The sequence below is a fragment of the Fundidesulfovibrio sp. genome (genome assembly GCF_058402725.1).
The window spans coordinates 15927-27372 of the sequence record NZ_JBZVFJ010000036.1; the positions used below are offsets into that span (position 1 = coordinate 15927).

Consider the following 11446-nt stretch of genomic DNA (forward strand, 5'->3'; position numbering starts at 1 on the left):
ACCATATCAGGGAGACCACGTGGCGAAGGGACTCTTCGGCATCCTCCTGACGTTGTGCTGCCTGTTGTCCGGCCCTGTCGGCGCTTCGGGCGCGGTCTTCAAGGGAACCCTCCGGCCCGGCGGCGGCGGATCGCCCGTCGGCGTCGTGCTGGTCCTGGAGGGAGCGGACGCCGGGCAGGGCTACCTGGCCCTGGAGGGCGGGCCGGTGCTGCACGCCCAAGGCCCGTGGCCGGGCGCGTTGCGGCTCACGCCGCCCTGCCCGTCGTTCAAGGCTCCCGCCTGGGAGGCCAGCCTCGCGCCCGCAGGCGATGGCTTCAAGGGCGCGCTGACCGCCCTGCCCGGAGCGCCTTCGCCCTGCGGCGCGTTCCGCGTCCCGGCCGGACGCGTGGAGCTTTCGCCCGATCGCGGCGCGCCCACCGACTCCTTGGCGGAACAACTTGCCCGGCGTTTCGCCGCCGAATCGCTGCGTCTGGCCGGCGAAGGGCTGCTCGCCCAGCGGGAATCCGCCGCCTTCGACGCCGTGGAGAGCCTGGAGGCGGCCCTGGCAGTGGCGCGCCAGACCTTCCCCGACGATCCGGCCTCCCTGGCCGTCTACGTGGAGCCCCTCGTGCGCGCCTACGTGCTGGCGGGCGACGTTCCCTCGGCCAAGGCCCTGGCGGCCTCGTACGCGGAGCAGGCCGCCCTGCCCCCGGCGGCGGTCCGACGCCTGGAGGCCCAGGCGGAGCCTGCCCTGTCGCGCGGCGCCGTCGAGGAACGCCAGTACGACCTCGTGCGCGTGCATTACGCCACGGACCGCGAACGAACCGCCACGAAGGAGCCCACGGGCCGCTTCGGCAGCGTCCCCGCCGCGGCCACCTCCTACGGCTACTGCGACGTGGCCGTGCCGCGCAGCCACATGCCGGGCGTCCTGGAAGGGCCGTCCCTGACGAGCCTGACCCTCTCCTACGATCCCAACCGGCACGTGACCGTCACCGCCGTGAAGGAGCAGCGGGCCGGCGACTTCTTCCGATCGATCCGGGACAACGTGCGGGACGGCCGCAAGGACGTGCTGGTGTTCGTCCACGGCTATTCGGTGTCCTTCGACAGGGCCGTGCGGCGCATGGCCCAGATGGTCCACGACATGCGCTTCGCGGGCACGCCCGTGGTCTACAGCTGGCCCTCGGAGGGCCTCGTGCAGCGCTACGCCCAGGACGCGGAGAGGACGGGCCTGTCCGTGCCCCGGCTCACGGCCTTCGTGGAGGCCCTGGCCCGGGACGTCCAGCCCGCCAACATCCACATCATTGCCCACAGCATGGGCAACCGGGTGCTTCTGGGGGCTCTGGAGCGCCTGGCGGCCTCGCGCGGGGACGGCGCGGGGACCCTGGTGCGCAACGTGATCCTGGCCGCGCCCGACGTGGACAGCACGGCGTTCCGCACCCGGATCGCGCCGCGCATCGCGGGCGTGGCGCAGACCGCCACGCTCTACGCCTCCTCGCGCGATCTGGCCATGGTGCTCTCCAGGCTCTACAACAAGGCGGCCCGACTTGGCGACGCGCAGGAACTGGTGGCCGTGCCGCCCCTGGATTCCATCGACGCCTCCACCGTGGACTCCGGGCTCCTGGGCCACAGCTACTACGGCAAGAACCACGCCGTGCTCGACGACATGCACCTGCTCATCCAGGGGCTCAAGCCGCCGCAGCGCCCGCTCCTGGTCCCGGCCAGGACCGCCGCCGGGCAGGACTACTGGAAGTTCAAGACGCCGTGAGGGCGAACGCACGGCCATCACGGCCCGTTTCCCGGGCCGGATGAGCCTGTCCGGGCTTGACGACGTACATACGGAATCGTATGTACAACAGGGAACAGGATGCACTTTACATGGGATGAGCGCAAGAACGCGCTCAACAAGGCAAAGCACGGCATCCGCTTCGAAACCGCCCTGCTGGCGTTCGACGACCCGCTGCACCTGAGCAGGCTCGAACGTGTCGTTGACGGCGAGGAACGCTGGCAGACCCTCGGCTCGGCGGGCGGCGTGCTCTTGATCCTGGTGGCGCACACCTACCGTGATCATGCCGGGCAGGAGTCCGTGAGGATCATCTCCGCGCGCAAGGCCACGGCCCATGAGAGGAAACTCTATGAGGAAAATTGAACCCGGAAACAGAGAGGAGCTCCAGGCCCTCGCCGCCCTCCCCGACGAGGCCGTCGACACCTCGGACATCCCCGAGGTTTCCGAATTCGAAGGCTCCGTGCGCGGGCGGTTCTTCCGCCCCCTCAAGAAGTCCGTGACCATCCGGCTGGACGCCGACGTACTGGAATTCCTGCGCGCGATCGGACCCGGCTACCAGACCCGGATCAACCGCATCCTGCGCGACTACATGGCCGCGCGCGCCAGGTCCGCTTAGCCGCCTGCCCGCTTCACCACCCCGCCTGGTCCACCCCGAAGAAGTCGCCGTGGCCGGGGAAGACCATGGCCCGGCGGCCCTTGCGGGCCTGTCGGGCCTGGACCTCGCGCATAAGCGCGCGCAGCATGGACATCTCGCGGTGGAAGAGCGCCGAATCGGCGTTGGTGTTGGTCAGGAGGGATTTGTGCACCGAAAGGGCCTCGCGTTCTCGCGGGGAGAGGCTGGCCGGGTCCAGCAGGTAGTCCCCCGTGAAGAGCACTCCCTGCTCGGGGCCGAAATAGAACACCTGGCCCGCCACGTGGCCGCCCAGGCTCTCCAGCGCCAGAAGCTCCAGGTCCGCCAGGCGCACGCGCCCCATCACCCGCAGCCCCCCCGCCTCGGCCGGAGCGCCCTCCCCCGCCGCCTCGAAAGGCTCGATGCGCGCGGGCGGCGTCAATCCCGTGAGACGCCCCACCAGCCGCGTGAAGGAGCGGTTGATGGCCGCCAGGGCGCTGCGCCCCAGTGTGCGGTCCTCCAGGGCGAAGACGCGCTCGCACTCGGGGTGCATGAACACCCTGGCCCCGTAGCGCTCCTGGAGGCGGCCCGCCCAGCCCGCGTGGTCGGCGTCCGGGTGGGTGGCCAGCACGGTGTCCACGCGCGCGGGGTCGAAGCCGTGGGCGGACATCCAGGCCATCACGTCCTCGAAGAAGATGCCGAAGTTGGTGTCCAGGAAGGCCAGGCCGCCGGGGTGGCGCAGGAGGTAGCTGTTGGCCCCCTCCGGGCAGGCCAGCATGTAGAGCGACACCAGGGGCGTGAGCGGCACGGGGCCGGTGAGGCGCAGCGTGAAGTTCGGCCCCGTGGCCCCCACGGCCATGGCCGCCAGGCGCAGGATGTCCGCGAAGGTCTCCGAGGCGGCCAGGGCCTCGCCGGAAGCCCCGGAGGCCCGGCGGAACTCGGCCAGGGCCTGGCGCATCTCCCGCGAGGTGTTGAAAAGCTCCTCCAGCCCGCTCATGCGCTCGGGCGGCAGCACCGAACGCAGCTTGAAGAGGAAGGCCTCCACCTCGGAGAAGCCCAGGGCCGCGTCCACGTCGGCGTCGTCGCCGCCGCGCCAGAGCACGTGGTAGTGGTAGCCCGCCCGGGTCATCTCGCCCAGGAGCTCCGAGACGCGCCCCGCACCGCGCAGCGACACCGAGGCCTCGGCCATCTCCGGGTCCTGCCCGGAGTCGTAGCGCAGGTGGATCACGTTGGCCTCCAGCGCCCGGAAGCGCTCGGCCAGTTCGGCCAGGGCTCCCGGCCGGTTGCGCAGGGCCACCTTGAAGCAGAGCACCCCGTCCAGGTCCGTGATGAGCGCGGGCTCGGCCTCCCGGTCCGCCGGGGCGTCCAGGTAGCCCCGGGCCGCCAGGCGGTCCAGGAGCTTGCCCGCGCGCTGGGCCTGGGGCAGGGTCACGGCCAGGTCCACGCGGTGGGGGTGTTCGCCCCGGTCGTAGACCAGGCGTTCGATGTTGGCCCCCAGCGTCGAGGCCAGGCTGGCCAGATCGGCCAGCGCGCCCGGCCTGTCGGGCAGGTTCACGGGCAGCTCCGCCCGCCAGCGGCCCTCTCGGCGCGCCAGGAAAGAGTCCCCTGCCCGGGCCTCGGACCGGACTCCGGCCTGGGCGGGATTGCGCGCGTCCCCAGCCTGCGCTAACGTGTCTTTCTGCACTTCCATGACCCTCGCTCGGCTTCCCGATGCCCTCGACGGGCGTCCCGGACGGGGGCAGACAGCGCCCCGTCCCGCACGGAGGCCGCACCGGAGCACTCCCCATGGACGATCGCGCCGCGCTTGGCAAGCCCGTCTCGGCCAGCCGCACGGAACTCTCCCTGGCCATGCTGCCCCAGGACGCCAACCCCTACGGTTCCATCCACGGCGGCGTGATCCTCAAGAACATGGACGCTGCGGCAGCCATGGCCGCCATGCGCCACTGCCGGGGCAACGCCGTGACCGTGGCCATGGACGGCGTGAGCTTCCTGGCCCCCTCCCGCGTGGGCGAACTGGTCACCTTCCGGGCCCAGGTGAACCACGTGGGCCACACCTCCATGGAGGTGGGCGTGCGCGTGGAGTCGGAAAACCTCTTCACCGGAGAGGTGCGCCACACGGCCTCGGCCTACCTGACCTTCGTGGCCCTGGACGTGTCCGGAAGGCCCACCCCGGCCCCGCCCCTGATGCTGGAGACCGACGACGAGCGCCGCCGCTTCGCCCAGGCCGAGGAGCGACGCCGAACCAGACGCTGCTGCGTGCTCCACCAGGGGGCCTGACGGCCCTTTGCGCCCGACGAATCCCGCTGTTCAGACAGCGCGGGCGAGGCGCGGGAACTAAACCAGGCCCGAAGCGCAGTTCGCTTGCGCGGGGGGGCCTCCAACGCAGCCTGCGGGGATGGTTCCCAGGCTGCTAGGCGTCCTGCTCCCTGAGGATGTCGTAGGCGATGTTCAGGAGCTTGGCCCGTTCCGAGAAGAGGGCCTGCACCTCCTCGCCCAGGGTGCTCGCCTGGTCCGGGTGGTTGGCCTTCATGCCCGCGATGTAGGCCTTGCGGACCTCGCCGGGCGTCGCGCCGGGGGAGACCCCCAGGACGCGCAGCGCCCAGTCCCGGTCCTGCACGTCCCGCGGGCTCTCCCGGCCCGCGCCCTCAGGCCCGGAGCCCCCCCTTCGGGAGGAGCCCGCAGGCCCCCCCTGCCCGTCCCTGCGCCGACGCTCTCCGGACCGGGCGCGCTCCGCTTCGGCGCGACGGCGTTCCGCCTCGGCGTGCAGGCGCTCCTCGCGCACCTCTTCACTGCGCATGCGCACGAAGCGCTCCCTGTCGGCGCGCAGCCAGTCCTCGTCGGTTCTGCGCCTGGCCTCCCGCTCGCGGGCCTGCCGGGCGTCGTCCGGGGCGAACCGCACGCGGTCGCGCTCCGGCGCGGCTTCGCCCCCTGCCTCGGAGGCGGCCACGCCCCGGCGCGTGCGCACGTTGCTCCTGGGCGGGCGCTTGCGCGCTCGGGCCAGCGCGGCCAGGGCCGCCACGCCCAGGAAGGCGCCCACGATTACCAGGGATTCGGGGCGCAGCGCCACGCGCACGGCCTCGGGCAGGCGCGACGCCGGAGCGGCGGCCGCTTCCGGGGGCGTTGAAACCGGGACCGCAACGGCCTCGCGCCGGGCCGCGTCGTTGGGGGGGGCGGGGGTCTGCGACGCCCGGGCCGGATCGCCCGCGCCACCCTGGATGCCGGGTCGGAGCGCCTCGTCCGGGGCCAGGGGCCGGGGCCGCTCCCATGGCCGCGCCGGGGCCGGGGGGGAAGGCGGCACAGGCCGCCGCCAGTCGCCCTGCGGGCCTGGATGCGGCACGGCCGAGGGACCGGGAACGACGCGCGCTCCAGGAACCATGCCCTCCGGCGCGGGGCGGCCCGCGAGCCCCGGACCGGGCGGAGCGGGCCTTGGCCCCGGCGGGCCGGGGCGCACCTCGCGCGGCGGCGGCGGAGGTCCGAAAGGGCCTTCTCCGGGCGCGCCCCCGCCTCCGGGCAGGCGCGCCTCGCCGGGGCGCGCCTGGGCCAGGAGCACGGCCTCGCCGGGCTGGCTCCAGGCAGCGCCCAGGCCCAAGGCCCAGGACCACGCCAGGACCAACGGCAGCAGGGCGATGCAGGCGCAGGGCTTCATGTCCGGCAGCGTACCAGAATCCGCCGCGTCCGGCCATGGCCTCCAGGGACCATGCCGGAGCGGGCCTTGAGATCGACGCCGGTTTGGACTAGAGCCCGCCCATGTCATTCCTACGAGTTCGAGAGGAAAAGGCCACCTTCGCCCAGAAGGTCTGCGTGGGCCGCGTGGGCAAGCTCATGCGCCAGACGGCCATGATCGGCCCCGGCGCGCGCGTGGGCGTGGCCGTGTCCGGCGGCGTGGACAGCTTCGTGCTGCTCAACGTGCTGCGCCTGCGCCAGCGCATCGTGCCCTTCCGGTTCGATCTGCTGGCCCTGCACGTGAACCCCGGCTTCGACCCCGCATCCCACGCCCCCCTGGCGGACTGGTGCGCCGGAAAGGGCCTGGCCCTGCACGCCGAGACCACCGACCACGGCCCCCGCGCCCACTCCCCCGAGAACCGCAAGGCCTCGGCCTGCTTCTACTGCGCCATGCTCCGGCGCACGAGACTCTTCCAACTCTGCGAGGCCTACGGTCTCACACACCTGGCCATGGGCCACAACGCCGACGACCTGGCCGCCACCTTTTTCATGAATGTCTTCCAGACCGGCAGGGTGCAGGGCCTCTCCCCCCGCGAGGCCTTCTTCCAGGGCAGGCTCGTGATGATCCGTCCCCTGCTCACCGTGGAGAAGGACCACATCAAGCGCGCCGCGCGGCAGTGGGGGCTTCCCATCTGGTCCAACCCCTGCCCCTCGGCCGGGGCCACGCGCCGCTCCGACTTCGAGGGCTGGCTCAAGGAGATGTACGCCCGGGACAAGCGCTACCGGGCCAACGTTTTCGGGGCGCTCACGCGCTGGCAGGTTCCGGACGTCCCGGCGGACACCGCTGCGCTGTCCGCCAGCCTGGAGCCGGACCACTCCGGCGAGGCCTGACCCCGCTCCGGCGTCTGCTCCGCCCCCACCTTCTTGCCCCCCCCTTCTTGCCCCCCTGGACGGCCGCGCCGCGCCGTGGCAGAATGCTGGGAGCCCCCGCCAAGGACGGCCATCCGCCATGCCCACGCCCTCACGCTTCGAAATCTTCCGCGACGACCACGGCCTCTACCGCCGCGTATCCCCAAGGAAGGGCCTGGCCCTGGCCGCCGTCGCCTTCCTGGTCCTGGTGGCTGCGGGCAACGTCTGGTGGTTCGCGGCCTCGCTCACCCGCCCCGCCCTGGAGGACGACCTGGAGGAACGCCGCCGTCTGTCCTCCCTGCGCGGCCCCTCCCTGGAGCACATCGAGGCCCGCGCCCGGGAGATCGCCGAGGGCGTGGCGCGCCTCAAGGAAGGCGAGGAAAAGTTCGACGCCCTCGTCACCCTGGACAAGGAAGCCGCCAAGGCCATCCGGGAGGCCCGCGCCGCCCTGGGAGGGCAGCAGGGCGACGAAAGCCCGCAGGACATCCTCACGCGCATGGAGATGCGCGCAGCCTTCGTCCGGGCCATGAACCGCCCCGTGAAACTCGCCGTGACGGACGGAACGGCCATCATGGCCCTCTTGCCCCCCGGCGGGCAGCCCATGGGGGCCGCGCCCGACGCCTGGCCCGTGCGCGGGGTGCTCTCCTCGGAGTTCGGCACGAGGCTCTCGCCCTTCGCCGGGCAGGAGGAGTTCCACAAGGGCGTGGACATCATGGCCCCGGCCGGATCGCCCGTGCGCGCTCCCGCTCCCGGGGTGGTCACCTTCGCGGGGCGCGACGCGGAGGGCTCCCTGGCCCTGGTGCTGGACCACGGCGGCGGCTACACCACGCTCTTCTCCCACCTCCAAGGCCTTGACGCCAAGGCCGGAGACCCCGTTCGCCGGGGCCAGGCCATCGCCTCCGTGGGCACGGAGGGGCGCTCCACCGGGCCGCACCTGCACTACGAGGTGCGCCTCTTCGGCGTGCCCGTGAACCCCGCCCCCTACCTGGGCCAGGCCCCCCGGCCAGCCCAGCCCTGACGCGCCCTCCCGGCGGCCTCGGCACGACGTGCCAAGGCGACTCCTAGTGTTGCGTCCTCAAAATCCGTCCATACGGACTCTTGAGGCAATCATACAAAACCATTGATTTTAATTTTGAAAAACATTTCATGTTTTTCAAAATCACGACACTAGCCGCCCTGTTTCGCGCCGCGTCGCGCCGGCCGACGGGCAGCCCCGAAGCTGCCGCCAGGCCCGCGCAAGGGCCGAACCGCTCCCCCGCGCCGCCCGGCCCGGCGCATGGCCCGCCTCTTGCTAAGGTTGGGGCATGGAACTCTTCAATCTCCAGGCCGCGCAGTTCTACGGGTTCATCCTCACGCTCATGCGCGTGAGCCTGGTGGTGTTCTTGCTGCCGTTCTTCGGCGCGGGCACGGTGCCCAACGCCGTCAAGGGGGCCTTCTGCATGGTGCTCACCCTGGCGATCTTCCCCCGGCTGTCGTTTCCGGGATCGCTCATGCCCCTTTCGGTGCTTGGGCTCTCGCTCATGTTCCTGGGCGAACTGGCCCTGGGCCTGGTGCTGGACATCATCATCCGCCTGCTCTTCGCCGCCGTGATGACCGGGGGGCACATGATGGGCTTTTCCATGGGCTTCGCCATGATGAACGTCCTCGACCCCATGACGGGCCTCTCCGAGTCGGTGACGGCCCAGTTCCTGTATCAGTGCACGCTCATGATCTTCCTGGGGCTCAACGGGCATCTCTTCCTGCTCACGGGGCTGGCCGAGAGCTTCGTGCTGGTGCCGCCTGGGGGGCTCTTCATCACGCCCGCCCTGGCGCAGTCCATGCTGGCCTTCTCGGCGCAGATCTTCGTGCTGGCGGTGAAGATCAGCGCCCCGGTGGTGGCCTCGCTCTTCCTGGTGGACCTGGCCCTGGCCCTGGTCTCCCGCGCGGCCCCGCAGATGAACGTGATCCAGGTGGGCTTCCCGCTCAAGGTGGGCGTCGGTTTTTTGTTCTTCACGCTCACGCTCACGGCGCTCTCCCACTTCGTGGGCGACTACATCGCGGAGCTTGGCCCCATGTACCACACCGTCATGAACCGGCCCCTGGCCAGGTAGGCGACCATGGCTGAGCGCGACCCGTCAAGAACCGAACGAGCGACCCCGAAACGCCGCAACGATGCGCGCGACAAGGGGTCGGTTCCCAAGAGCCAGGAGCTGCCGAAGATGATCGTGCTCCTGGTGGGCATGGTGGCCTCCAGCATGGCCATCGGCGTCTACGATCGCGAACTGCGCGACATTTTTCGCTTTTTCCTCTCCGAGGGCCTGCGCATGGAGGTGACGCTCAACACCGCGCACAACCTCCTCCTGGAACTCTCCTGGCGTCTGGCGAAGATGCTCCTGCCCACGTTCCTGCTCCTGGCGGGCACGGCCTATGTGGTGATGCGCATCCAGGTGGGACAGCTCTGGGTGTTGCCCTGGCAGAACTTCCAGTGGAGCCAGTTCTTCAACCCCATGGCGGGCATCCAGAAGCTCATGCTGGACAAGCAGACGCTTGTCCGCCTGGGCAAGCAGGTGCTCATGGCCCTGGCCATCGGCATCGCCCCCTACATCGTGCTCAAGCGCGAGTTCGGCAACATGCTGCCCCTGTTCTACACCGACGCCCAGGGCCTGGCGGCCTTCATCCTCTCCAACGCCATGAGCATGCTCTGGTACACCATGCTCCCCATGGTGCTCATCGCCGCAGCCGACACCTGGTACACGCACTGGGATTACGAGGAAAACCTCAAGATGACCAAGAGCGAGGTGAAGGACGAGCGCCGTAACGTGGAAGGCGACCCCGAAGTGAAGCAGCAGCAGCGCCAGAAGATGTTCCAGGTGATGGGCAAGCGCATGCTCAAGAACGTGCCCAAGGCCGACGTGGTGATCACCAACCCCACCCACATCGCCGTGGCCCTGCAGTACAACCCCCTGCTCGCCCCGGCGCCCATCGTGCTGGCCAAGGGCGCGGACCACCTGGCCCAGAAGATCAAGGAAATCGCCCGGGAAAACGGCGTGCCCATCCGCGAGAACGTGCCCCTGGCACGGGCATTGTATAAGGAAGCGGACGTGGGGGAGACGATCCCCGAGGCTCTCTTCCAGGCCGTGGCCGCCGTGCTGGCCCAGCTGGACAAGTTCCGCAACCGCGGGCGCTAAGGGAAAGGTGTCAAAATCATGGCCAAGTCACTCGCAGTGAATTTCGACTACGCCAAGTTCACCAAGCAGGGCGACGTGATGCTCGCCGCCGGCGTGGTGATCATCCTCTTCGTCATGCTGGTGCCCATGCCCACCATGATCATCGACCTGATGCTCACGCTCTCCATCTCCGTGAGCCTCGTGGTGCTGGTCACCTCCATGTTCATGACTTCCCCCCTGGAGTTCTCCATCTACCCCTCCCTGCTGCTGGTGACCACCATGCTGCGCCTGGCCCTCAACGTGGCCTCCACGCGCCTGATCCTCATGCACGGCGACGAGGGCACCGGCGCGGCCGGACAGGTGATCAAGGCCTTCGGCGAGTTCGTGGTGGGCGGCAACTACATCATCGGCGTGGTGGTGTTCCTGATCCTTTTCTCGCTCAACAAGACCGTCATCGTGGCGGGCACCACGCGCATCGCCGAAGTGGCCGCCCGCTTCACCCTGGACGCCATGCCCGGCAAGCAGATGGCCATCGAGGCGGACCTGAACGCCGGGCTCATCAACGAGCAGGAGGCCACAACCCGCCGCGAAACCATCCGCAAGGAGGCCGACTTCTACGGCGCCATGGACGGCGCGGGCAAGTTCGTCTCCGGCGACGTGAAAGCCACCATGCTCATCACCGTGATCAACATCGTGGGCGGGTTCCTCATCGGCGTGCTCCAGAAGGGCATGGACTGGAAGCAGGCCGCCGCCACCTACACCATCCTGACCATCGGCGACGGCCTGGTCTCCATCATCCCCTCCATCGTCATCTCGGTGTCCGCAGGCCTCATCGTGTCGCGCGCGGCGGCCGAGGCGCGCATGGGCGAGGAATTCATCGCCCAGCTCACCGGGCACCCCAAGGCCCTCACCCTGGTCTCGGGCATCCTCTTCGTCTTCGGCATCGTGCCCGGCATGCCCTTCGTGCCCTTCACCGTGCTGGCCGTGCTCATGTTCGCCCTGGCGCGCATCACCAAGCGCGAGCAGACGGGCCTCGCCGAGAGTCAGGAAACCGACAAGGCCAAGCCCCAGGAGCTGGAGACCCCCGAAGAGGTCCAGCAGCTGCTGCCCCTGGATTCCCTCGAACTGGAAGTGGGCTACGGCCTCATCCCCCTGGTGGACGAGGACCAGAACGGCAATCTTCTGGCGCGCATCCGCTCCATCCGCCGCCAATTCGCCCTGGACATGGGCGTGATCATCCCCTCGCTGCACCTGCGCGACAACCTGCAGCTCAAGCCGGGCCAGTACGCCGTGCTCGTCAAGGGCAACGAGATCGCCTCGGCCCAGATCCTCATCGACCACTACCTGGCCATGGAC

The 11446-nt window shown here is 70.1% G+C and carries 11 protein-coding genes; 9 read left to right on the forward strand and 2 right to left on the reverse strand.

Annotated elements, in window-relative coordinates; genetic code table 11:
- Positions 1 to 19: 19 nt before the first annotated feature.
- The 3 genes from ACV4UX_RS06830 to ACV4UX_RS06840 all read left to right on the forward strand — a co-directional run bounded on the left by ACV4UX_RS06830 (position 20) and on the right by ACV4UX_RS06840 (position 2378).
- On the forward strand, positions 20 to 1744 hold the full coding sequence (locus ACV4UX_RS06830; protein WP_491592567.1) for an alpha/beta hydrolase: 1725 nt from the start codon (positions 20 to 22) through the stop codon (positions 1742 to 1744).
- A gap of 99 nt (positions 1745 to 1843) precedes the next feature.
- Positions 1844 to 2125: a BrnT family toxin gene (locus ACV4UX_RS06835; RefSeq protein ID WP_491592568.1), complete on the forward strand. Its 282-nt coding sequence runs from the start codon at positions 1844 to 1846 to the stop codon at positions 2123 to 2125.
- Positions 2112 to 2378: a BrnA antitoxin family protein gene (locus ACV4UX_RS06840; RefSeq protein WP_491592569.1), complete on the forward strand. Its 267-nt coding sequence runs from the start codon at positions 2112 to 2114 to the stop codon at positions 2376 to 2378. Before ACV4UX_RS06835 ends, ACV4UX_RS06840 begins: the two co-directional genes overlap by 14 nt.
- Before the next feature lie 13 nt (positions 2379 to 2391).
- Here the strand turns inward: ACV4UX_RS06840 and ACV4UX_RS06845 are convergent, their stop codons facing one another.
- Positions 2392 to 4062: an MBL fold metallo-hydrolase gene (locus tag ACV4UX_RS06845; protein ID WP_491592570.1), complete on the reverse strand. Its 1671-nt coding sequence runs from the start codon at positions 4060 to 4062 to the stop codon at positions 2392 to 2394.
- Positions 4063 to 4157: 95 nt separating this feature from the next.
- Between ACV4UX_RS06845 and ACV4UX_RS06850 the strand changes: the two genes are divergently transcribed.
- A complete protein-coding gene (locus tag ACV4UX_RS06850) occupies positions 4158 to 4649 on the forward strand; it encodes an acyl-CoA thioesterase (protein ID WP_491592571.1) in 492 nt (163 codons plus the stop codon).
- Between the two features lie 133 nt (positions 4650 to 4782).
- Here ACV4UX_RS06850 and ACV4UX_RS06855 read toward each other — a convergent pair whose 3' ends face one another.
- Complete coding sequence (locus ACV4UX_RS06855) at positions 4783 to 6018, reverse strand: J domain-containing protein (protein WP_491592572.1); 1236 nt, start codon at positions 6016 to 6018, stop codon at positions 4783 to 4785.
- Positions 6019 to 6119: 101 nt separating this feature from the next.
- Here ACV4UX_RS06855 and ACV4UX_RS06860 point away from each other — a divergent pair, with 101 nt between their 5' ends.
- The 5 genes from ACV4UX_RS06860 to ACV4UX_RS06880 form a co-directional block, all read left to right on the forward strand.
- A complete protein-coding gene (locus ACV4UX_RS06860) occupies positions 6120 to 6926 on the forward strand; it encodes a tRNA lysidine(34) synthetase (protein ID WP_491592573.1) in 807 nt (268 codons plus the stop codon).
- A gap of 118 nt (positions 6927 to 7044) precedes the next feature.
- Entirely contained in the window at positions 7045 to 7962 is a 918-nt protein-coding gene (locus ACV4UX_RS06865; RefSeq protein WP_491592574.1) for a M23 family metallopeptidase, read from the forward strand.
- A gap of 286 nt (positions 7963 to 8248) precedes the next feature.
- Complete coding sequence (fliR, locus tag ACV4UX_RS06870; protein ID WP_491592575.1) at positions 8249 to 9034, forward strand: flagellar biosynthetic protein FliR; 786 nt, start codon at positions 8249 to 8251, stop codon at positions 9032 to 9034.
- A gap of 6 nt (positions 9035 to 9040) precedes the next feature.
- A complete protein-coding gene (flhB, locus tag ACV4UX_RS06875) occupies positions 9041 to 10111 on the forward strand; it encodes a flagellar type III secretion system protein FlhB (protein WP_491592576.1) in 1071 nt (356 codons plus the stop codon).
- Positions 10112 to 10129: 18 nt separating this feature from the next.
- On the forward strand, positions 10130 to 11446 hold a 1317-nt coding region (locus ACV4UX_RS06880), incomplete at its 3' end, for an FHIPEP family type III secretion protein (protein ID WP_491592577.1).

What these genes read in the sequence shown, in the direction of transcription:
- ACV4UX_RS06835 (WP_491592568.1), top strand. Translation starts at nt 1,844, where the DNA reads ATGCACTTTACATGGGATGAGCGCAAGAACGCGCTCAACAAGGCAAAG.
- ACV4UX_RS06840 (WP_491592569.1), top strand. Translation starts at nt 2,112, where the DNA reads ATGAGGAAAATTGAACCCGGAAACAGAGAGGAGCTCCAGGCCCTCGCC.
- ACV4UX_RS06845 (WP_491592570.1), bottom strand. Translation starts at nt 4,062, where the DNA reads ATGGAAGTGCAGAAAGACACGTTAGCGCAGGCTGGGGACGCGCGCAAT.
- ACV4UX_RS06850 (WP_491592571.1), top strand. Translation starts at nt 4,158, where the DNA reads ATGGACGATCGCGCCGCGCTTGGCAAGCCCGTCTCGGCCAGCCGCACG.
- ACV4UX_RS06855 (WP_491592572.1), bottom strand. Translation starts at nt 6,018, where the DNA reads ATGAAGCCCTGCGCCTGCATCGCCCTGCTGCCGTTGGTCCTGGCGTGG.
- ACV4UX_RS06860 (WP_491592573.1), top strand. Translation starts at nt 6,120, where the DNA reads ATGTCATTCCTACGAGTTCGAGAGGAAAAGGCCACCTTCGCCCAGAAG.
- ACV4UX_RS06865 (WP_491592574.1), top strand. Translation starts at nt 7,045, where the DNA reads ATGCCCACGCCCTCACGCTTCGAAATCTTCCGCGACGACCACGGCCTC.
- fliR (WP_491592575.1), top strand. Translation starts at nt 8,249, where the DNA reads ATGGAACTCTTCAATCTCCAGGCCGCGCAGTTCTACGGGTTCATCCTC.
- flhB (WP_491592576.1), top strand. Translation starts at nt 9,041, where the DNA reads ATGGCTGAGCGCGACCCGTCAAGAACCGAACGAGCGACCCCGAAACGC.